Annotated in this window: 20 protein-coding genes; 15 read left to right on the top strand and 5 right to left on the bottom strand. The window is 50.9% G+C overall.

The annotated features are described in order from the left end of the window. Window positions 1-719: 719 nt before the first annotated feature. Both V2S86_RS23685 and V2S86_RS23680 read left to right on the top strand, forming a co-directional pair. Window positions 720-1490: a winged helix-turn-helix domain-containing protein gene (locus V2S86_RS23685; protein ID WP_330764395.1), complete on the top strand. Its 771-nt coding sequence runs from the start codon at window positions 720-722 to the stop codon at window positions 1488-1490. After that, window positions 1468-1965, top strand: coding sequence for a hypothetical protein (locus V2S86_RS23680; RefSeq protein ID WP_330764394.1), 498 nt, complete (start codon window positions 1468-1470; stop codon window positions 1963-1965). The genes V2S86_RS23685 and V2S86_RS23680 overlap by 23 nt, the downstream gene beginning before the upstream one ends. Before the next feature lie 194 nt (window positions 1966-2159). On the opposite strand, the gene V2S86_RS23675 is transcribed toward V2S86_RS23680, so the two are convergent. Continuing rightward, the gene (locus V2S86_RS23675; RefSeq protein WP_442996165.1) at window positions 2160-2930 is read right to left on the bottom strand and encodes a winged helix-turn-helix domain-containing protein; all 771 of its coding nucleotides are present in this window, start codon (window positions 2928-2930) and stop codon (window positions 2160-2162) included. A gap of 419 nt (window positions 2931-3349) precedes the next feature. Between V2S86_RS23675 and V2S86_RS23670 the strand changes: the two genes are divergently transcribed. The 12 genes from V2S86_RS23670 to V2S86_RS23615 all read left to right on the top strand — a co-directional run bounded on the left by V2S86_RS23670 (window position 3350) and on the right by V2S86_RS23615 (window position 14662). After that, window positions 3350-3913, top strand: a complete 564-nt coding sequence (locus tag V2S86_RS23670) for a fimbrial protein (RefSeq protein ID WP_330764392.1) — start codon at window positions 3350-3352, stop codon at window positions 3911-3913. A 111-nt stretch (window positions 3914-4024) separates the two neighbouring features. Beyond that, window positions 4025-4546, top strand: coding sequence for a fimbrial protein (locus tag V2S86_RS23665; RefSeq protein ID WP_442996164.1), 522 nt, complete (start codon window positions 4025-4027; stop codon window positions 4544-4546). Between the two features lie 36 nt (window positions 4547-4582). After that, complete coding sequence (locus V2S86_RS23660) at window positions 4583-7111, top strand: outer membrane usher protein (protein ID WP_330764391.1); 2529 nt, start codon at window positions 4583-4585, stop codon at window positions 7109-7111. A 39-nt stretch (window positions 7112-7150) separates the two neighbouring features. Then, window positions 7151-7915: a fimbria/pilus periplasmic chaperone gene (locus V2S86_RS23655; protein ID WP_330764390.1), complete on the top strand. Its 765-nt coding sequence runs from the start codon at window positions 7151-7153 to the stop codon at window positions 7913-7915. A 36-nt stretch (window positions 7916-7951) separates the two neighbouring features. Continuing rightward, a complete protein-coding gene (locus V2S86_RS23650) occupies window positions 7952-8614 on the top strand; it encodes a fimbrial protein (protein WP_330764389.1) in 663 nt (220 codons plus the stop codon). 13 nt (window positions 8615-8627) lie between these two features. Beyond that, the gene (locus tag V2S86_RS23645; protein ID WP_330764388.1) at window positions 8628-9149 is read left to right on the top strand and encodes a fimbrial protein; all 522 of its coding nucleotides are present in this window, start codon (window positions 8628-8630) and stop codon (window positions 9147-9149) included. Between the two features lie 20 nt (window positions 9150-9169). After that, window positions 9170-9649, top strand: coding sequence for a fimbrial protein (locus tag V2S86_RS23640; protein ID WP_330764387.1), 480 nt, complete (start codon window positions 9170-9172; stop codon window positions 9647-9649). A gap of 8 nt (window positions 9650-9657) precedes the next feature. Then, window positions 9658-10185 (top strand): fimbrial protein, encoded by a 528-nt coding sequence (locus tag V2S86_RS23635; RefSeq protein WP_330764386.1) that lies wholly within the window; start codon window positions 9658-9660, stop codon window positions 10183-10185. 77 nt (window positions 10186-10262) lie between these two features. Continuing rightward, complete coding sequence (locus V2S86_RS23630; RefSeq protein WP_330764385.1) at window positions 10263-11075, top strand: MrpH family fimbial adhesin; 813 nt, start codon at window positions 10263-10265, stop codon at window positions 11073-11075. Between the two features lie 124 nt (window positions 11076-11199). After that, the gene (locus tag V2S86_RS23625) at window positions 11200-12828 is read left to right on the top strand and encodes a PglL family O-oligosaccharyltransferase (RefSeq protein WP_330764384.1); all 1629 of its coding nucleotides are present in this window, start codon (window positions 11200-11202) and stop codon (window positions 12826-12828) included. A gap of 29 nt (window positions 12829-12857) precedes the next feature. Beyond that, window positions 12858-13445, top strand: a complete 588-nt coding sequence (locus tag V2S86_RS23620) for a helix-turn-helix transcriptional regulator (protein ID WP_330764383.1) — start codon at window positions 12858-12860, stop codon at window positions 13443-13445. A 425-nt stretch (window positions 13446-13870) separates the two neighbouring features. Then, window positions 13871-14662 (top strand): hypothetical protein, encoded by a 792-nt coding sequence (locus V2S86_RS23615; RefSeq protein WP_330764382.1) that lies wholly within the window; start codon window positions 13871-13873, stop codon window positions 14660-14662. A gap of 124 nt (window positions 14663-14786) precedes the next feature. Here V2S86_RS23615 and V2S86_RS23610 read toward each other — a convergent pair whose 3' ends face one another. After that, window positions 14787-18629 (bottom strand): two-partner secretion domain-containing protein, encoded by a 3843-nt coding sequence (locus V2S86_RS23610; RefSeq protein WP_330764381.1) that lies wholly within the window; start codon window positions 18627-18629, stop codon window positions 14787-14789. Between the two features lie 61 nt (window positions 18630-18690). After that, window positions 18691-20346, bottom strand: coding sequence for a ShlB/FhaC/HecB family hemolysin secretion/activation protein (locus V2S86_RS23605; protein WP_330764380.1), 1656 nt, complete (start codon window positions 20344-20346; stop codon window positions 18691-18693). A 150-nt stretch (window positions 20347-20496) separates the two neighbouring features. Between V2S86_RS23605 and V2S86_RS23600 the strand changes: the two genes are divergently transcribed. Beyond that, entirely contained in the window at window positions 20497-20925 is a 429-nt protein-coding gene (locus tag V2S86_RS23600; RefSeq protein ID WP_330764379.1) for a hypothetical protein, read from the top strand. A 48-nt stretch (window positions 20926-20973) separates the two neighbouring features. On the opposite strand, the gene V2S86_RS23595 is transcribed toward V2S86_RS23600, so the two are convergent. Further along, window positions 20974-21471 (bottom strand): hypothetical protein, encoded by a 498-nt coding sequence (locus tag V2S86_RS23595; protein ID WP_330764378.1) that lies wholly within the window; start codon window positions 21469-21471, stop codon window positions 20974-20976. Then, the gene (locus tag V2S86_RS23590) at window positions 21468-22298 is read right to left on the bottom strand and encodes a transcriptional regulator (RefSeq protein WP_330764377.1); all 831 of its coding nucleotides are present in this window, start codon (window positions 22296-22298) and stop codon (window positions 21468-21470) included. The genes V2S86_RS23595 and V2S86_RS23590 overlap by 4 nt, the downstream gene beginning before the upstream one ends. Window positions 22299-22389 lie beyond the last annotated feature (91 nt).

Here is a 22389-nt window from a genome sequence, read left to right as displayed (position 1 = left end):
TTTTACCTGAAATATACTTTTCTGATAAAAAACCTTTCCATTTATAATGGTATTTATCGCAGGATAATGCCATTGTATCGTGTTGTACTGAAGCGTGTTTTGCGGATGAAAGCGAGATCAACGCAACGTTTCTTCTTAGGCAGCGATCAGACAGGAATTGGGTCGAGGTGGAGAACATATTCGATTTATCGTAAGAAAGCAGAGAAGCATTGCTGGTCTGATGTGCGGCCCTTGAGTTTGGTCCGGGGCGGGGCATTTGATGCAATCGACTTCGGTTATGATGTGGTGGGGGGATGATGAACACGACAGTGTGGCACCCCATACCGGCAGGCAACGCGAACCCTTATCTTGGAACCCAGCGTGAACGTAGAATTCAGGCGTGGCCCGCAACAATGTGGAAACAACGATCACTGGCAGGAAATAACATAAGCAGCACATCGCCTTTAGCTATCAATGGGGCGGTTTGCTTACCCCTCAAAGAGCGGTTTGAACGATAAAGTCTTTTTAATTCATGACATAATGCTTGGTGATCACCAGGCGATTTTCGAAGCACTTAGGGGGAGCCGCGTTGTGCCATCAATATCCTTGGACAGGCTTTATTGTTTTGTTGTAGCATTGTGATTTAAGAATTTTCCTAGTTTGATTTTTAACGAAAGGTTGGAGGGTTGGGAAGATTTTTTATTTTTTTTCCGTTATTTTGATGGGATATAAATGGATAAATGAAATTTATAATCAATAAGAGAATTATCTTCCATGAAGATAAATCCACGATAGAGTTACTGGATGATACAGTAGAGCCCGTTATGCTCACCGCTACGCTGTGCAGGGTATTGTCTTTATTGGTTAAGAATAACAACCTGCTGCTTACCCGCGAATTTCTTTTATCCAATGCCTGGGATGAGTACGGGAAATCATCGTCAAATAGTAACCTGAATAACTATATTTCGATGATCAGAAAAATTTTCACCTCATTTGGCGAGAGTGAAATCATTGTCACCGTGCCAAGACAAGGGTTTATGTTTTCTGCGGACGAAGTCAACACTGTGGGGGAAGAGAGCACAGTGTCCCCGGAGAGCAGCGCTGTACCGGCCGCCGTGGTAGAGAAAAAGTGGAAACCTTTGGGGTTAATCGCGCTGTCGTTACTGGCCGTAGCGCTCATCATGGTAGCGGCTTACCCTTTCTTTGATAAATATGATCCTGTCGTCTATCGCCCAATGGGTAAGGTTAGAAGCTGCACCGTAAGTGTTTTGACAGCCTCACATTACGTCAAGCATAGCAGCGCTGAGTTGGATGGGGTAAAACCCTTAATTGAGTCAGCAAAATTTAACTGCAATGTCCCTGCGACCATTTACTATTTTAACAGCCAGATGTTGGTCAGCAGAACGGGCATGAAAAACGCAATATCTTTTCTGTCTTATTGCCCTTCTTCAAGGCTGAAGGGGGTAGAAACCCAGTGTGAGAATGTTCATGAAATCATTAATAAAAAGTAATTATAAAAGATACTTAAGTATTTTTATTTCGCTATTATCACTGTTCGTTATTATTGGGGTGACGTGGCTATTCTTCGATTTTCATAATGTCCCTGAATGTAAATCAGTCATCAAAGTGTTCCGGCCGATTGACGACGAGAAAAAAGAGAGCCTTATATTGCTTAATGTGGTGCCCTCGGGATTTCGTGAGGCAACGTTTATCATCAACGGGCATGCGACAGGTGAAAAAGGAAGCTATACAGTGTCACGAGTGATTGAAGCCGATTACAGATATAAAAGTGGCTATTATTACTTTACCGTTAAAGACGTCAAAAAACAGCCTGCGGATAACATCGAGCAGGATGACGTGAGCAAAACGATACCTATAATAAATAGTAAATATTTTTTGTTGAAAATTGAACAGCTAAGCAATAGCAGTTTTGTTTTTACCGGTAACCGGGCACCTGTATTCATTTGTACCAAAACCACCAAATGAGTAACGGCCCATAATAGCACGTCGAAGGTGGACGGGGTGCTATTATGGGATTATTAGGGGTTAACCGACCTGGCGATGTAATCTGTTAACCTGACTGCAGGACGTTTTTGCACGGGATTATCTTGCTACGACGATTTTTGTGTGCATTTTTATTGTTTCTTCTCACTCATGTACTTCGCTAACCCTCTTTTCCTCTAACTTTTTACATAGCTGAGCTCGCAAGCGGCAGAAACATCCAGTGGGCAGTAAGCAAATACCGATGCGTGAGATGACAACCCCTCCTTTTTGATGTTGAAGTAGTAATAAATGTTAGCCTTATCCTCGCAGGTGTAATGCTTGGCGATCACGTTTTCAATCTCTTTGGGCTGCATGCCGTTATACTTGATTGAGTAGATGTCGCAGTTCTTGTATTGCCCCAGGTTGGTAATGTTACTGACTGGGATTTGCTTGTAGGCCATGCTTAATAAATACGGGAAAACCAGAATAACTGCGATGAAGGCCATTTTTTTCAAAGCGATCTTTTTCCACCAGGCAGGCGGCGACGTTAACTCTGCCATGGGGAGTTCGGGTTTTGTTTCTTCCGTATCATTATCACTGTCCTGCATAAGGTTTTTTTCCAATAGAGCAGCGTTAAGATCCTGTCGGGTTATTTTTTTTGCGACGAATTTAAACCCCTGTCTTGGATAGGTGATGATCAGTTCCTCTGAATCGATTTTTGCCAGCGATCTTCTCAAACCAGAGATATAGTTATTTAAATTACTGTCTGTAGCTTTGAGTCCATAATCCTCCCACACCTCATCAAGCAGCTGTTTACGCTTAATAAGCATGTCATTATTCCTCACAAAGATAGACAAGAGTCTACATGCGGGTTTAACCAGTAAAATCGTATTTTCTGGATCGTCGATATCTTCCAGCATGCCTTCATATTCATTGTATTTAATCTTCTTGTTTATAACGAAAATCATTTTTCGTAAGCCTTCCTTTTTGTTGGGAAGGCTGATTTTGCTATCACAATTTCCTTTTTTCAATAACCCGACTGGTAAGGGTATAGGATTAATCTGCTTATTTGTCACTAATTAATTAATATTAAGTCTATAAATATTTATGAACATATATATGTTTATGTAAAATCGGTCATTTTTAGATGTTAATTATATATATTGGCATTTATTTTTTATTAAATCCCGTTTTTTTATCGATTAACACTATATTGTTTCGATGTGTGGAGGGTTGCGATACATTGTAGTGGCTGGCGGTGAGCTGGTTGAAAATAAGGTTGGTAAGAAAGAACTTGGGTTAATCGCGGTTTTCTCTCCTCCTCTTCAAGAAACTTGTTAATTAATTATCGATATCTTCTTATTATAAAGGAATGTAAGGGCTTTTTATGAAACTGAACAAAATCATGATGGCAGCAGTACTGGCTTTCGGCGCAACTTCTATGATGGCTAACGCTGCAGTTAAAGATCAGGGCCACGGTACTGTGACCTTTAAAGGCGCAATCATCGATGCTCCTTGCTCTATTACCCCTGAAACCGTCGACCAGACTGTAAACCTGGGCCAGGTTTCTAATGTTGCGCTGAAAGACGGCGGCCAGTCCACGCCAAAAAACTTCCAGATCAAACTGGAAAACTGTGAATTGAGCGCTGGGTCGGGTACGCCTGTTGTCGGTAAAAATAACTCGGTCGCTATTACCTTTACCGGTGCCTCTTCTGTTGAAGACAGCAAGCTGCTGGGTATTACCGGTACCGCTAAAGGTGCAGGCATCGCCATTACCGACGGTTCAGGCAAACTGATTGAACTGGGTAAAGCCTCTAATGCACAGACTCTGGCTAACGGTAACAACACCCTGAGCTTCTCCGCTTATTTGCAGGGTAGCAAAGCCTCTGGCGCAGTAGTGACCCCAGGTGATTTCCAGTCTGTCGCTGACTTCACCCTGGCTTACCAATAAGCCTTGCTTTGATTAAATGAATTTAGCATGCGGGATATCCCGCATGCTTTTTTACCGGAAAATACGTTTGTGAATAGGGAATATTCAATGAATCACTTTCCTGGGAAAGTAATGCCCCCTTGCATATTGACCCTGCTGTTATCTATCAGCAGCGCTCAGGCCGCCCACCCGACTCAGGGCTGGGGACGCGTCAATATGCAAGGGGCCATTATCGATACGGCCTGCGCCATTGCTGCCGGCAGTCGTGAACAGGTTATTGATATGGAAACGGTACCGTTTTCCGATATTATTCGCGATGGTCAGGGGATAACCAAACCTTTCTCCATTGAATTAATCAACTGTGTATTAACCCGGCCCAATAATACATTGCCGAACTGGAGGCATTTTCAGGTGACTTTTGACGGTGAAGCGGACGGTGCATTATTTGGTGTGCAGGGTGAAGCAAAGGGCATTGCCCTGCAAATTGCCGACAGACAGGGAAATATTGCCACGCCAGGGAAGCCTTTACCGCTCGGTGATATTTCAATAGGGTCCATGCAGCTGAATTATGCCCTGCGGTTGGTGAGCAATAGCCAGTCATTACGGGCCGGAGCCTATTCCACCGCCGTACGTTTTAAGCTGGATTATTACTGACACGAATAAAAATTATTAAATACAGGGTTGATGGCTATGGTGTTTATTTCTGCAGGGACGCGGTTCCGCATTCAGTTATTAAGGGCCTGTATTTGTCTGGCGATAAGTTCTGCCGCGCCGGTTTTTGCCGACGACGGCATTCAGTTTAATACCGACGTGCTGGATGTGAACGACCGGAAAAATATCGATCTGAGCCAGTTCTCCCGCAGTGGTTATATGATGCCGGGGACCTACAGCCTGACGGTTCACATCAATAAAAATGAGCTGCCGGAGCAGAACGTCCCTTTTTATCCGCCGGACGATGATCCGAAAGGCAGCCAGGCCTGTCTTTCACCGGCGCTGGTGGAGCAACTGGGGCTGAAGGCCGACGCACTGAAAGGGCTGCGCTGGTGGCACCAGGACGAATGTCTGGATATCGCCAGCCTGAAGGGCATGGAAGCCCGCGGCGACCTGGCCACTGCGGCGCTGTACCTGAGTATTCCGCAGGCCTATCTGGAATATTCTTCACCGGACTGGGACCCGCCGTCGCGCTGGGATGAAGGCATTGCGGGGTTGCTGTTTGATTACAACCTCAATGGCCAGACCCAGCGTCAGCAGCGCGACGGTTCGCAGAGCTACAGCCTGAGCGGCAACGGCACCACCGGTGCCAACCTGGGCGCCTGGCGACTGCGTGCCGACTGGCAGGGGCAGTTTAATCGCCAAACGGGCGGGCGGGGTACCGACCGGCAACTGGACTGGAGCCGCTACTACCTTTATCGCGCGCTGCCGTCGCTGCGCTCCAAGTTGACGCTGGGGGAGGATTACCTGAATTCCGGCCTGTTCGACAGCTTCCGTTTTACCGGTGCCAGCCTGGTATCGGACGACAATATGCTGCCGCCGAACCTGCGCGGCTATGCGCCGGAAGTGGTGGGGGTGGCGAAGACCAACGCCAAGGTCACCGTCAGCCAGCAGGGCCGGGTGATTTACGAGACCCAGGTGGCGGCGGGGCCGTTCCGCATTCAGGACATCAATGATGCCGTATCCGGTGAGCTGGACGTGCGGGTGGAGGAACAAGACGGCAGCGTGCAGGCGTTCACCATGAACACCGCCAGTATTCCGTACCTGACCCGGCCCGGCTCGGTGCGCTACAAGTTTGCCGCCGGCCGGCCGTCGGACTGGCGGCACCGCACCAACGGCCCATTGTTCGGCACCGGGGAGTTTTCCTGGGGGGTGAGCAACGGTTGGTCGCTGTACGGCGGTGCCTTGGGTGGCGGCGATTACAACGCGGCGTCGCTGGGTATCGGCCGCGACCTGATGGCGCTGGGCGCGCTGTCGTTTGACGCCACCCAGTCGCGGGCGCGTTTGCCGCAGCAGGACGGCACGCTGAGCGGCGGCTCGTACCGTCTGAGCTATTCGAAGAGCTTCGACGAGCTGGACAGCCAGGTGACCTTCGCCGGCTACCGCTTCTCGGAACAAGACTTCATGAGCATGAGCGAGTACCTGGATGCGCGCTATTACGGTAACCGGGTCGGTGGCAGCAAGGAGATGTACACCATCACCTTCAACAAACAGTTCCGGGATGCAGGGGTCAGTTTGTACCTGAACTATGACCACCAGACTTACTGGGATCGGCCGGTCAATGACCGTTATAACCTGACGATGTCGCGTTATTTCGACATCGGGCGCTTTAAAAACCTGAGCCTGTCGCTGGCCGGGTACCGCAACAAGTACAACGGCAGCAATGACGACGGCATGTATCTGTCGCTGTCGATGCCGTGGGGCAACGGTGCCAACCTCAGTTACAACACCTCGGTGAACCGTAACGACACCACTCACCGGGTGGGCTATTACGACCGGCTTGGCGAGCACGACAACTACCAACTGAACGCGGGCCACTCACGCGGTGGCGCCAACCTGAATGGTTATTACAACCACCAGGGAGATATTGCTCAGGTGAGCGCCAACGTTGGTTACCAGGAAGGCAGCTACAGTGCGCTGGGTTTCTCCGCCCAGGGCGGCGCCACCTTAACGCCACAGGGCGGCGCGCTGCACCGCATCGGCATGCCGGGCGGTACCCGTCTGTTGCTGGATACCGGCGGGGTAGCCGGGGTACCGGTGCGTGGTTACGGCAGCACCAGCAACACCAACAGGTTCGGCAAGGCAGTGGTGGCGGATGTGAGCAGCTACTACCGCAACAAGGCCAGCATCGACCTGAACAAACTGGGCGACAATGCCGAGGCCACCAAATCGGTGGTGCAGGCCACCCTGACCGAAGGCGCGATCGGTTACCGTAAATTTGACGTGATCGCCGGGGAGAAGGCGATGGCGGTGATCACTCTGGCGGACGGCACTACCCCGCCGTTCGGTGCCACGGTGATGAACACGAGAAAGCAGGAAACAGGGATTGTGAACGACGGCGGCAGCGTCTACCTGAGCGGCATTCAGGCCGGTGACCGCATGACGGTGAACTGGAACGGCGCGGCGCAGTGCGCCATCAGCCTGCCGAAGACGCTGCCGGACAGCACGCTGAGCAACCTGCTGTTGCCGTGCCAGGCGCTGCCGGCCGGCGAGCCAGACGCGCAGTAAGTGCAGACACCCTATTTGAATCAGCAAGAGAGACTTTTTATGAAAACGCATTTTGTCATCAACAAACAGTACCTGACCACCGCCGCCCTGCTGGGCGCATTGCTGGCCCCGCAGGCGCAGGCGGCGATAGCGCTGGATCGCACCCGGGTGATTTTTGACGGCGACCAGAACTCGGTCAGCCTGAACATCAGCAACCAGAACAAACAGTTGCCGTACCTGGCGCAGGCCTGGCTGGAAGACGAACAGGGCAACAAAATGCAGAGCCCGCTAGTGGTGCTGCCACCGGTGCAGCGTGTGGAGCCGGGCAAGCCGAGCCAGGTGAAAATCCAGGCGCTGCCGGCGGCCAAGCAACTGCCGCAGGACCGTGAGACGCTGTACTACTTCAACCTGCGGGAAATTCCGCCGAAGAGCGACAAACCGAACACCCTGCAGATAGCGTTGCAGACGCGCATCAAGCTGTTCTACCGCCCGGCGGCGATCACCCCGACCCAGGCGGAGATGGCCACGCCGTGGCAGGAGAAGCTGACGCTGAGCAAGCAGGGCGACAAGTACCAGGTGAATAACCCGACGCCGTACTACATCACGATTGTGGATGCCGGCAGCAAGAAAGGCGCCGAAGGGGCGAAGGGCTTTGAACCGCTGATGGTGCCACCGAAGGGCAATATATCACTGGGCGTCAGCGCCGCAGCACTGGGTAGCACGCCGGTCCTGACTTACATCAACGATTACGGCGGCCGGCCGCAACTGACCTTCAGCTGCAGCGGCAGCACCTGCCAGGTGGTGCCGGAAAAGAACAAGTCATAACGCCGTAATCTGGGCAGGTGAACAGGAGATAAGACGATGCAACGGATAAGCAAAACACTGAGTCAACACCTGCCGAGTTACCGCGACTGGCAGTACTACGGCACCCTGGGGGCACTGGCGCTGATGGCGCCGATCACGCTCGGCACCATGCTGCTGTTGCTGCCGAATGCTCACGGGCAGGCGGTGGACAATTGGTATACCGATGGTGCCAACGGCACGCTGTATGTGCATGGCGCGCTGACCGAGAGCGCCTGTCGGCTGGAGATGAGCAGTGCACGGCAGGACATCCAACTGGGCGAGACTGGCACCGGTCGGCTGCAAAACGTCGGTGACCGGGGCACGCCGGTGGGGTTTGAGCTGCGGTTGCAGGATTGTCTGCGCAGCCCGGCGGGCAGCCGCGACAGCCGCACCGGCGCGCTGACCTGGGCGGCATATCAGCCGGCGGTGACGGTGAGCTTCAGCGCGCCGGCGGACGCTAACAATCCGCAGTTGGTGAAAGTGCAGGGCGTCTCCGGGCTGGCATTGCGCCTGACCGACCCGCTGGGGCAGGACGTGCGGCTGGGCAGTCGTGGGCAGCCGTTGCTGCTGACACCGGGGCAGAACACGTTGGCGTACCATGTTGCGCCGGAACGTACCCGTGCGCCGTTGGTGGCGGGGGCTTATTCGGCTTCGGTGGATTTTCGGTTGAGTTATGACTGATAAGGAGCGAGCGATGCGCATTTTAAAACGGACAGAGAGCCGATATGTGGGGGCGAAACAGGCGCTGGTTTGCGGTCTGGCGCTTTCAGCAACGCTGTTCAGCGTCAGTAACCATGCCGCTACCACCATCAATATCACAGGCACGGTTATCGCTCCATTGTCCTGCGTGATTAACGGCAACCAGACCATTGCAGTGGATTTCGGCAACGATCTGGTCACCACGCGGGTAGATGGCAGTAATTATATGAAAACGGTGGATTACACGCTGACGTGCAAAAACAACACCACCAATGCATTCAAAATGAAAATTGAAGGCAGCGCGACGGCATTTAATAACAGCGCGTTGCAGACCGAACAGGCCGACCTGGGGATCGAACTACGTGCTGGCGGCCAGCCATTGCCGATTAACAGCTGGGTGAATTTCATCTACCCGAACAAGCCATTGTTGCAGGCGGTGCCGGTGAAACGGGCCGGTGGCGCATTGAAAGCTGGCGCATTCAGCGCTGCGGCAACCCTGATGGTGGACTACCAGTGAACAGAGGAAGAGGCAAAAAAATGACATTGTTGCGTTGTTTCTCCGCTGCGTTGCTGTTGGGGAGCCTGTCGGTTCAGGCTGAACCGAATATGGCGTTTTACGGCACCTTAAATGCACCGCCGCCTTGCACCATCAACAATGGCGAGCAGGTTGACGTGGACTTTGGCGATCGTGTCGGGGTGAACAAGGTCGATGGCCAGAACTATATGCAAATGGTGAATTATCGCATCAGCTGTGAGCAGGGTATCACTGGTTTGGATATGGGGTTGATGATATCCGGCAGCCCTACCGGGTTCGATACTGCCGCGTTGCAGACCAATATTCCCGATTTGGGGGTCCGCCTGTTACAAAACGGCCAGCCTTTCGCGCTGAACAAGCGCATGCATATTGATGCGGCGAACCCACCGGTGTTGCAGGCGGTGCCGGTCAAAAAACCGGGTGTAGAGCTGAAGGCCGGTGCTTTTGCGGTGACGGCGACGTTACTGGCAGATTATCAATAGGAAGCAGCATGCGCATAATGAAAAAAATGCTTATTGGCCTGCTGGCCGGCGCGGTCACCCTGCCGGCGCCGGCGGCGGAGAATATGCGGCTGCACGGCGCCCTGGTGGAGGAACCTTGTACCCTCCTGCCTGGGGACGAAAGCGTGCAGCTGGATTTCGGTACTGTGATAGACAAATACCTGTACCAAAACCAGCGAACCCTCAGCAAGCCCTTTCAACTGCGTTTGGCAGATTGCGATACCAGCCTGGGTAAGGTGGTGAAAGTTCGCTTCAGTGGAACCGAGAATCCGAGCTTGCCAGGTTTGCTGGCGCTTGATGGAAGCAGCCAGGCGCAGGGGGTGGCAATAGGTTTTGAAACGCCGCAGGGGCAACCTTTACTTTTAGAAACCGCGACTCAAGACAATCTACTGAGCAATGGCAATAATATTGTCCTTATCAAGGCCTATGTCCGTGGCGAACCGCTAGCCATCGCGAATAAAACCATCCGGCTTGGGGCATTTTCTGCGGTGGCGACATTTACATTACTTTATGAGTGAGTTCTGGGGCGTATTGTCGTTGATGATGTTGAGGTTGTTTTCGATGGTAAATTAACGGTTGTTTAATTTAGTGGGGTGTGCAATTGATATTTTTTTGTTTTTTTAAACGCATTCATTACCTTTTTACGTTTTTTTTATTTTCACCGTTATTGCACGCTGAAATTATTACGGATGCTGTTTATATCTATCAGTTCCCGACGTCAATATATAAATACAAAATCACATCAGCAGATGTGAACGATACTACAGCTAATCCTTGCTATAAGGTTACAACCTGTGGGATTGCGGTGCAGTGGACTTATATGTCAGGAGGGGGAAACTGGGGTAAGTTATATCGCGCGTATCAGTATCCATGGATATCAAACTCTAAAACCATGGGGGATCTGGGTTCTGCTCTATATGCAAATGGTCTCATTGGGAGCGAATATATATGGGGGGTGACGAATTCGCCAATGAAGTGTATATATTTAGGGTATGTACTCAGTGGCGGAGCATTTACCCCACTACCTGGGGTGAGATGTAGATCACCCACTGTTGATCCTGCTCTATGTCATATTGAGGAAGGCAATATGAATATAGATTATGGGGCTGTTAACGCCGACCGCGCGAATGGGCTGGTTGCACAGACCGTGATACATGCGTCTTGTACCCAGGATATGCGCATCAGAGTCGTCGATGGGACAGGGGCCGGCAGTACTGTCAACCTGCGCCCTGACGGAAGTTTGAAAGCAAAAATAACCATCAATGGCGTACCCATGTATACAGGGTATTCCTTTACGGCAACCCCTGCAGGAACCGCATTGAATATACAGGCAGAGTTGATTGCTTCAGGTGAGGTTTTACCTGGCGATTTTAATGGCGTTGCCGTTCTGGTTATAGCCCCTGCGTGATTCTTCCTGAAATTTATTTTTTTAACAGGCGGAAATTAATGAGTTAAGGATGTATATGTGGGGCCTGAAGAATATTAAAAAAGAATGGGTGGTTGGTATATTATTTACCTGGATAACTCTACTTATGCACCTCTACATTCCCAATATGGGCGGAGTGGGGTTAGCCTTGCCGCAGACTACCCTGAGCTGGAGTATGATGGCATTGTTGAGCCTGGTGATTGGGCTGGGCATCTTGTTCAACAAACAACGCATCATAATAACGCCTACGATGAAGTTGTTATTTCTCGCCCTGGCATTATTGGCTGTTCCTTTATTGTTTACCCGGCCAGAATGGCTGGAAGCCGCCTTATGGCGCTGGGCTGGGTTATTGGGTGGCCTGATATTCTATTTTTCCTGGCTGCAAACGGACATATCAAACCGTACGTATCATGGGGTGTTCTACGCCATTTTGCTGGCAGTGGTGATACAAGCGTTTATGGCGCTGCTGCAACTGTTTGGTTTGGGGGGCTGGATCCCGTATCCGCTCATCGGTGGCCGCCCTTATGGGGTATTCCAGCAGGTTAATCTGCTGGCCAGTTTCACCGCTACCGGCCTGGCTTTGGCGTTGACGCTGTTTCTCTTGCCCGTTTTTAACCTGCAATCAAGGCAGCATGAAAAGTTTCGCCTGATGCTGTTAGCCCTGTTACTGGCTGTGTTTCCCGCTTTACTGGTTTGGTTGCAATCGCGCATTGGTTGGCTGGGCGGCGCTGCTGTCGCATTGCTGTTTATTGCGGTTTACGCCAGAAAGTATCCGCAGCGTAGCGGGGCGGCGGTGTTAATGATGTTGCTTGGCACGGTTATTGGCATTGCGGTGCTGGCCTGGTGTAACCAGGTTGGCGCCGTTAGCCATGTGGGATCAGACAGCGCCCGCAGTGTCATGCTGAATACCACGTTGGCGATGATAGTTGAAAAGCCGCTGAGCGGCTGGGGCTATGGTGGTTTTGAGTACAGTTTTCAGCACTTCCGCGCCGCACTCGGGCAATCCACTTTGGGAGTTGGAGTGGCTGCCCATCCTCATAACGAGCTTTTGCTTTGGTGGGTTGAAGGCGGATTGCCGGCGTTGCTTGGCATGTTGCTGCTTTTGTTCGCCGGCCTGCGCCTGGCATATAAAGCCTGGTGCAACAGATTCTCTGCCGACCAGGGGATCGCGCTGGCGCTCTGTTTTGTTTTGTTGCCAATGGCTCTGCATACTCAGACCGAATATCCGTTTTATTTATCGACGCTGCATTGGGCCATTTTCCTGCTGTTGCTGGCGATGCTGGATCGTCTGGTTACCCCCGCCAGCGAGTGCGGCGCGTTAACCGGCATAGGGCGGAAAATCCCGGCCATTTTGTTGCCGATAGCTTCCCTGATCACGCTGCTCGTGATGCTGGCCGGGTTGCTGGGTGGCATGGCCCTGACGCGTGCCGAACAGAATAATTTTACCGATATGCGTGAAGTAGCGGCTATGTCGCCTGTTGCCAGTTTGCTGCAAGGTGAACGCCGGCAGTTTGATCAGCAGGTCTATGCATTGTTGTTATTCAACCAAACACAGGATGAGGCATTGCTATCCGGGTACGCCCAGTGGGCCACCGGCTATTTGAAAAAACATATAGATAGAAATGTATACGCCAGTTTGTATTTGATATTGAAGCATCAGGGGAACAACACGCAGGCTGAAAGGCTACAGCGGGAAGCATTGGCATTTTTTCCTGATGATCCGCGCTTTATGTAAACAGGAGTAAGTATTTAACGGGAGAGAAAATGGAAAGGAAAATAAGAATAGCAATCATGGATACCAACAGGTTCTTCGTTGAGGGGCTGAAGTTTGCTTTGTTGGAGTATTTCTCTTTGCGGGGGGCGAATGTTGAATTTCAGGAGGGTGAAAATAACAGCACTTCAGCTGATCTGGTGTTAAATTCTCTGACTGAACCTGAGAATATTGCCTATTGTGATACGACGTACTCTGAGGTGGGCTTCCGCCCGATGTATATCTCTGTGCGGAAAAAAAAACACACTCAAGCGCGGCGAAAGAGTGTTTGTGACCGAGAGCTGGGGGTTTTAGACAGCCGAGCCAGTATTAAGACACTCTTTCACCTTCTCGATGAGAAATTGTGGAAAATGACCTACGTCCACATGATATCTGAACCTTGTCAGTTTTGTCTGGGAAGACAACTCAGCAGCAGGGAGGCAGAGGTCATCTCTTATCTTCGGTTGGGGCTTAACCAAACGCAAACCGCAAAGTTTATGCATCTTAGCGTGAAAACCGTTCATTCACACAAGCAGTCGGTAATGCGAAAGTTAAACTTTATGCGCAGGAGTGACCTGTACAGTTGGCTGCTGAGAATATGAACCTCTTCAGTTAGATTACCTTCTCTATAAAATGGATTTTTATGTTTATTTTTTTGCTCATCTTTTTAACCGGGTTAAGCATTTTTTCATTTTGGAAACATTATAACATAATGAAGGAAAGGAATTTTATGGGTATTAATAAGAAGCGCAAGCTGGGCATGTCCCCCAGGCGTAGGTTTCGGTAACGCTTAAGTTTATAAGTAACGTAGTATATTTTTAGGGGTTTTAAATCCATTTTTATTCGAAATTAAATTATGGATATTTACTTGTAGTTATGATGTGTAATTTTACTTCTTGGGTAAAATTCCATATTGGTTGTGTTTTTAATGATAGATGGATGATTGTTTTATATCACAGTGAAATGGAAATGTCATAAGTTAACACATCTAAATAATGCTTTTTTTGGGCTTTATAATGGATATTTTATGAAAAATAGGATTATCGCAGGGGTAACTTATTTAATTGCACTCCCTGGTATAGCTGGTGAATGGCCGGTATTAACGGGAATGACAACCACCATTCTGGGGGCGCAGCATGCGGTATACACAAACATGCAATGGGAACTGAGAGAGGTTGGGCCTATGTCAGAAACTCTGTCAACCAGTGCGTTAAATTACATTGGAGCAGTCCATAAACATAATGGTGCGGGGGGGGCGGGAGCGTCCGGAGCGAGCGCAAATACTTGCGGTACCCTATATACTACACCTGTTGGCACTTCACATGGGGTCACTGCGCGTTCCTTGTATAACAAGAAATGGTTACCCATTTCTTGCGAGCATAGTGGCTCTCCCAACGGCGGTGAATGCGTTGGTGTGGTAATGAAAGGTATGGGAAACGTTAGTTGGGGCTCAATTATCTTCCCCCCTGGCACATGTACCTACGCCCCGCCGGGAAATGAATGGTGCTCTGTCGTACAACCCAATATTACCCTTGCTCATGGTCAACTTGTTATAGGAACCGGATTGCACACAACCAGTTCATTAATCACGACAGAATGTACTGCACCGATGTCTGTAAAACTCCACCTTGGGAAAGATACCGTTGATCTGCTCAATGGTATGTATTCCAAGCTTAGTATAGCCGGCGATGTAAATGGTTGGCACCAAATGAAACTGGGTAGCAATACTCGTGAAATTACCAGTACAGTGAATACAGATATGGCGATTTCTGCGGGACCTTTTTCCGGTTCTAGCGTCGTCTTTATCGAGTACTATTAAAACTGTAATCGAGTGCCGATGTTATTATCGTTGTGAAAAGTTACGCTCCACCATTAAGTACCAAGTTTCGTTATACCTCTTAATGCAAAAGAATCCGGCAGGCGTGTTGCCTGCCGGGTTGTTGTTACTCTTCTACTCCCGGTTTATGGTTTACACCTATCGATTGCACTTGCGCGGCTGCGCCGTACACCCAGTTATTTTGCAGGTTACCGTAGTTGTATCCCACGAAACCGCCGTAAACCTGGCCGGAATTACTCGCTAACGTATTAACTCTTCCGCTTGCGGATGACTGCAAAATTTTCCAGGTATTCAACCCCACCAAACCACCGAGGAAGGCATTGGTACCGCCACTGACAGCGCCATAGGCAGAGGAAGAGGCGATGGTGCCATTATTTTTGCCTACCAGGCCACCGACACGGCTGCTATTTCCCCCTCTGACATTGCCATTCGCCCAGGATGAGGTGATTTTGCCTTGTGCGGCGTCATCGCTGAGCCCAACCAGGCCGCCCACCAGGCTATTTGCGCCTGCGCTAACGTTCGCTCTGCTACTGGCGGAGACGATTTCCCCATTGTTAAACCCAACCAGGCCACCGGTGTAGCTATTATCGCCCGCAGAAACGTAGCCATTGGCATAGGAATTACGGATCACACCGCCGTTATTGGTGCCTGCCAGTCCGCCAACGCGGCTGTTTGCCCCGGCGGTCACGCTTCCCGTTGCATTGGAGTTTTCAATGGTTCCTTTGTCGTTATTGCCAACCAGCCCACCGGTATGGGTGCCGTTCAGATCGTTGACCATCCCTGCCGCAGAAACATTGGCTAATCTTCCTGCAATGTTATGCCCTACCAAACCACCGCTGGTCGTGCTGCCGGTAGCCACGACTTTACCGGTAGCCCGCGAATTCATAATCGCGCCGGTATCATTAACGCCGACCAACCCGCCAACATTGCCGGCTTTGCCTGCTGAAACCGCCCCATAGGCATAAGTATTGTTAAGCGTCCCGTTGGCATTATGGCCGACCAACCCACCGACATTGCCGGTGGTGCCTGCAACAACATTCCCATAGGCATAAGCATTGGCGAGTGTCCCACTGTCGTTATGGCCCACCAGGCCGCCAACGCTCGCTTTGTTTGCGCCGGTAACCTGAGCATAGGCGGTTGCATTCATAATGGTACCGCCGTTGTTGGCCCCCACAATGCCGCCAACCTGGCTGTTATCCCCGCCGGTAGCGGTGCCTTTGGATTGCACGTTCGTCAGGGTGCCAAAACTGTTCTGCCCAACCAGCCCGCCAATAGCACGGCCGCCGAGATCCGTTACCTTGCCGCCTGACCAGGCATTCAGCACTTTGCCGCTTAAATTCCACCCGACCAAACCGCCGGCCGCGCTTGCCCCGGTGCTGTTGACATCACCGCGGGCGCTGGAATTGATAATATCGCTCAGGTTAAGCCCGACCAATCCGCCGACATAGCTTGCCTTATTGCCCGTTACCTGGCTTTCAGAGACGGCGTTGGCGATGCTGCCCGTGTTATTGGCACCGACCAGACCACCCACGTTCAATGTAGAACCGGAGGCTGATACCGTGCCGCGACTGGTCGTGTTAGCAATCGCGCCGCCATCATTCACGCCAACTAAACCGCCTACATTGGCGCTGTCATGCATTGTTCCCTTAACAGTGACATCAGCCAGGCTATTAATGACTTTGGCTTCTTGCCCAAGGTTGCTGCCGACCAGGCCGCCGATGGCCAGAGTGTTGCCATTACCGGCGATGGTACCTGAAACCTTTGCGCCAGATATTGTGCCTTTATCGTTAACGCCCACCAGGCCGCCAACCTGAGAACCATTATTTACCCTGATGTCGTTGGCTTGAATATTGTTAATGCTGCCTTGGTTCAGGCCGACCAGAGAACCCACTTTGGCGCCGCTGCCGGTACTGTTAACCGTAAGGGAAGACAGCTTCATATTGCTGATGCTGCCCGTTGAAACGCCAAATAACCCCACATTAGGCCCGGCGTGGGTGATGGTTAAGTCACTGACGGTATTCCCCAGGCCATCAAAGGTGCCGCTGAATGCGCTGTCTTTACCGATCGGCGCAAAGTTGCCATTCCCGGCGATTTTATTCCCCAGAACGTAGCGGCCTTTCAGATCGCGGTTAACGTTTTGCAGCTGCGCCGCGGTTTGGATCACCTGATAATCATTACCATTGGCGTTGAAGGCAGCATTTTGGCCCGAAAGGGTCACGGCTGCCTTGTCTGCGAGGTTATAACCTGTGCCAGAATTCAAGGTTAAGCCGCTCTTTGCGCCGCTCAGCGTGATGTTGTCGTTCAGGTTGATATTTTGCTTGGTGTCGATCACGACCTTGGCGTTGTCGCCGGTCGCGGTTAAGGCTTTATTGATATTGATCGACGAATTCTCAGCCTTCAGCGTTAATGCATTACCGCTATTCCAGGTAACGGCATCAGACACGGACAGCGATCCCTGGGTGCTTGCCAGCTCGATATTGGTGTTAGCCAGGTTATTGGCGAGGGTCGCGCTTCCCACTGTCCCTGAAACAGAAGACGAGAAAGGTGAGTTGTTAATGACTAAGCCGCCGTTAATGGTTCCACCGGATGCAACCGAAGAATTGATAATAACGTTGCCATTAATAGTACCGCCGGAATTGATGGATCCGCCCGGTCCCACTGAAGAGCCAATGACGGTGCCGCCATTGATTGAACCGCCCGCGCCCACCGAAGAGCCAATCACGATGCCGCCATTGATGGAGCCGCCGGAGTTGATGGAGCCGCCAGAGTTGATGGAACCACCGGAACCCACTGAAGAGCCAATCACGACGCCGCCGTTAATTGAACCGCCGGAGTTGATGGATCCACCCGAGATAATGCCGTTACCGTTATTGGAAGACGGCGTTGAGGTGACGTCAACATTGGCGGTACTGAGTTTCCAGTTTCCGGTAACGCCCTTAGCCGCACGCGTGGTAATTTGCGCCGCGTTTTGTACCTTCACCGTCGCGCCGCGCGTTTCGATCAAACCGCCATTGCCGGCAGCCGCACTGGCGTCCATGCGCCCGTCAACATTCACTATGCCGCTATTGCCGCCATCCAACAGGATGCGCCCAGCCTGGTTGTTCAGCGTGGTGGCTTCAATGTTGCCCTGGTTGTTCACCACGTTCTGCAGCACATTGCCAGCCGCTTTGGCGGTCATCAATACCTGGCCGCCTTCGGCTTTCAGCAAACCGCCGTTTTGCACCAGTGCATTCACCGCCGCGCCGTCTACCTGCAGGTTCAGCAGCTTGTCGCCGTCGAAGTTCAGCGTGATGTCATCGCCGGCACCCAGCGCGACGCTGCCCATCTTCGCCTGAATAATGCCCTGGTTGTTGACGCGGGCACCGAGCAGCGCCACGCTGCCGGTCTGGGCGGCGGTCAGGGTACCGTCGTTACGCACCTCCGCCTGGGATTGGCCGACGAAGCGGTTTTTACCCGCCAGGAAATCGGCATTGCTGATGTCACGCGTCGAGGCTACCAGCCCACCCACGTTCACCTGGGCGTTCTTGCCGAACACCACGCCGTTCGGGTTCACCAGGAACACTTTGCCGTTGGCGTCGATTTTCCCCTGAATATCGCTGCCATTGACGCCCACGACACGGTTCAACGCCACCGAATTGCTGCCCGGCTGGTTGAACTTCACGCCTTCATTGGCGCCGACGCTGAAACCGTCCCACTGCGTGATCAGCTTGTCGCTTTGCTGATTGATGGTCATCTGCTGGCCGTTAGTAGAGACAGAACCCTGACCGGCAACGATATTCTGCCCGGTCGGCAGGGCGTAGGCCGGCTCCAACGCCGCCAGGCCAAGCAGCGACAGCGCCACCGCCAGCCGGCGCTTGCTGCTGCGTTTGCCGCGGCGGCTGCTGTTTTCGCTGACCACGTTCCAGCAGTCTTGCGCAGGGTTCCATACTAATGCGTAGATTTTATTCATTATTATTTCCTTGTTTCATAAAGTGCTGCTTCCCGAGCAGTGCGGGTTTTATTCCAGACAATCAAAAATTCCAGGATGTCTGGAGCCAAACTCTGGGTGTATGCGTGGGGGTGGCGGCCGTATTTTCTTGTGCTATTGGCCATGCCGTGGTGAGGCTGATTTGCTGTTGGCGGCCAAACCATGCGATGCCGGCTCCAACGGATGTCAGGCGGGCGGTGTTATTCTCGGGTGACCAGGGGTGTTTATTGATCCGGACTGCACCCTGATCGATAAAGGTGCTCAACTGCCAGCCGGGCGTTAAGGCGTAGCGAAGTTCGGTACTGAGCTGTATGCCTTCATCGCCGTTTCCGCTGCCGGCGTCATAGGCCCGGACGCCATAAGGGCCACCCAGGCTGAATTTTTCCGAGGAGTCCAAATTGTTCGATGCCCATTGCGCATTGATTTGCGTCATCCACTGGAAACGATCCCCGAGGTTTTGCAGACGAAGCGCATTAATATTGACTTTGCTAAAGCGCCCCAGAGTCTTGGCGCTGTATTCATCCCAGAGGCGATCCTGCTCATCGCCGATATTTAATCTTCCTAATCCATAGCTGATAGACAGCGCGCTTTGTCCGCCGCCGAACCAGCGATCCTGATTATTGAGGTTCAGGGTTAAGGTTGATAATCCGACATCTTTCTTACTGCGCTTTTCAAACAGATCGATATCGTCGCGGAGCTTCTTGTCTTCATACTGCAGTTGCACCGACAGGTTAAACAGGCGCGCGCGAATGACCGGGTAGGAAGCATATACGCTGGTAATTTCTGCGCGCCCATGTGCGTCAAGCACGGCAAAATCTTCCCCCAGGCGATAGCGCATCTGCGAATAGGCGGCGCCAACGCGAACCGGGCCGGCATTCACCGGGAGGTCGTAGGCTGCACGGTAATATTGTTGATGCTTGTTGCTGCCCAACAGGCGCAAGCTTGCCTGGTCACCGAGGCCGAGCGGGTTATTCAGAGAGATATTGCCCCCGAGCCGATATTCCCCGGTATAACGATCGCCGAAGTTGTCGGCCGTAAGAGAGCCGTTGAATAGGGGGGCTGGGGTGGCCTCAACCAGCAAGTCAGCCGTTCCGGGTTGGCTGCCGGGGCGCAAGGTATTGTTAACCTCAATGCCGGGAATGTCGCTTAACAGCAGTAACCCGCGCTCAAGCGCGGCATCCGAGATCACCTCACCGCTTTTTATCCCGGCGAAAGCGTTTTGCAGCAGGTTTGCGCTAACGCGCGTGCGGTTATTCAGGTGCAGCTGGCCAAAATGCCCCTCGACAATGCGGATACGGATCCAGCCCTCAGTCACGTCTTGTTTGGGTAAGTAAGCCTTGGCCAAGACATAGCCCTTCTCCTGGTAATAGTGCGTGATTACCTGAGCGGCCTCCTGGAGATCCTGCAGCGAGAGTTTTTTGTCGTTAAAATTCTTTAGCTTATTAAGCAAGTCTGAAGTTTTTAAAACGGTATTGCCCTCAATGTAAAATCCATGGACGAGTATTTTAGGTGCGTTATTATCCCCATGGTTTATATTTGCCCCATGAATACTTTTTAATTTTGGCGTTAACTCTGCGGGGGCCGGCAAGGTGGGGCGCTCATGTTCAATATCGCGCATAACCTGGCCGGCATTAGGAATGGCCGAGAGGGACTCGTGCGACAGTAACATTGTCGCCAAGGCTAAATAAGTTTTTTTCATAGGGCAGGGGCTTATTTTAATTGTGAGCGCTGATAACGTAATCATTCCACTGCATGCAATAGTGGCCTATACAAAATATCAGTAAGGTATTCGGTTAAAAATAGTAATTTAAAAAGTTAGAAATAATGGATTTTAAGGCGAGGATATATAATGATTTCAGTTTTTTATGCTACCTTGCAGCTGTTGGATAAGATTTTCTTTGATGGGATATATAAAGTATGTATTTATATTTTGATGTTGATGACATATATATGGCGTCGAAGTAGGGGTATTGAAGGCTGTTGCCGCGCCCTGTGTTTTTCCAGAGGGTTGCCTTGCGTTGCTCTCCTACTCCGGCAGGCAATGACCGCTGGCCTGAGTGAAGGGCTGTTGGCTGGCTGCACCCAAGAGGCGTCGGCCCCGGCAGTAAAATGCGTCAAGGTAATCAAAGAAGCCTGCCCGGCTTCGGGCAGTGCTTTTTCTGTTGTGAATAGCGACTTGGCTTACTGCTCCACCAGACCGGATGCCAATACGTTGAGCGACGTCAGTAACGGCATTGCCATTATTGGTGTGATCTTGAAAAGCAGGGTGTGCTCATAGGATCCTGCGCCCGAAATATTGGGTAGGGTTGCGCCACTATCGGTTAAATCAAAAACGCTGGCAGAGCAAATAAGGCGCCGTTAGCTCATTGATGAGAAACAAGTCATTATTCAGTTGGGTTAACTGGATATGCCGTGGAAGTGGTGGCACCGTGGCGTCTTCTAATAAGTAAGGAAAATATTTGGCCAAAGCGTCAGGAACATTATCGTCAGGATATTTAACGCCCTTGAGCCTTGTGAAGGTATACATGCCATCATTATCCGAATCGATGTAGCTAAAAGGCAGCTCCCGATGCACCAGGAACTTGGTGCCATCTTTCACTAATTCACCTCTTTGCGTGATGCTACCTCTGCCATCTTTGTACAAAAAAACGAAAAAGTTAGTATGCAACACCAGTGTTTCACCATTGCTGATAGTTTTACGCTGAAACATCTCATTTTTGCAGCGTAATTCATAGGTTGGGTGATTGTATTGCGTCTTAATAATTAATCCGATAATGATGATGACAGAGAATAAGAGACCTGCGATGAAGTGTTGTTTTTTCATTGTGTTTCACCGTAATGACCGATGATGCTTATGCACTGGCCCTGGTTACCGTTGTCGTCCCGCTCGCAAGCGCCGATTAAGGTGACTTTTGACAGTTGGTTATTCGGCCTGGTCTTGTTGTAATAAATATCGAAATTGGTTCGGGCGCAGTCAATAGACTCGCTCTGTAGATCGTTCCTGGCCAACTGGAGGTCTGCTCTAGCCATCTTGGTTAACTCATCTTTTGCGTTTCCGCTGCTCAGCCCCAACCCATAAACCTTACATTTTTTGTATTCATACAATAAGGTGACGGGTTGTGTGTTTACGCGAATGTAAGAGGAGAATTTCCAGTAAGCAAAAAAACAAATAATCACCAATAGAGTCAAAGCGATGAGGCTATTAAAAAAAAAGCTATTTTTCCTGGCTGGTAGGTCAAGGTTACGCTTTTCCTCTGTATTGATATTGACGGGCAAGGCAGGGGGCGCTTCTGCTTCATTATCTTTTTCTTCCCCCTCATCAAATCGCGGGTCAACCGTGGCGTTAAATTTAAACCCTACCTTGGGTATCGTCGTAATCAGTTGGGGGTCTCGCCCCAATACTTCAAAGCACTTTCGTATCTCGCTAATTGCAACGTTTAAGCTGTTATTGGAGCGTTTAAATCCATAGTCTTCCCATACTCTCTGGAGTAAATCTTCTCTGCTTAACGTGGAATGGTTATTGGTCACCATTTCAAGCAACAAGCGCGATGCCTGGTTAGATAACAGAATCGAACGCTGCTCGTCGTTTAATAGCATCAGGGTTCTTGTGGCTGGGGTAAACACAATTGATAACGCAATGATGTATTTCATTTTGATATTCTTCCTGATTAGGATCATTCTTAAAAAATAATGGACACAGATCTATCCCTTTCCTCTTTGCTCGTCAAGAATAATATTAATA

It is taken from the genome of Serratia sp. C2(1) (genome assembly GCF_036352655.1).
Lineage (GTDB): Bacteria > Pseudomonadota > Gammaproteobacteria > Enterobacterales > Enterobacteriaceae > Serratia > Serratia inhibens.
This window is presented reverse-complemented; position numbering and strand designations above follow the sequence as displayed.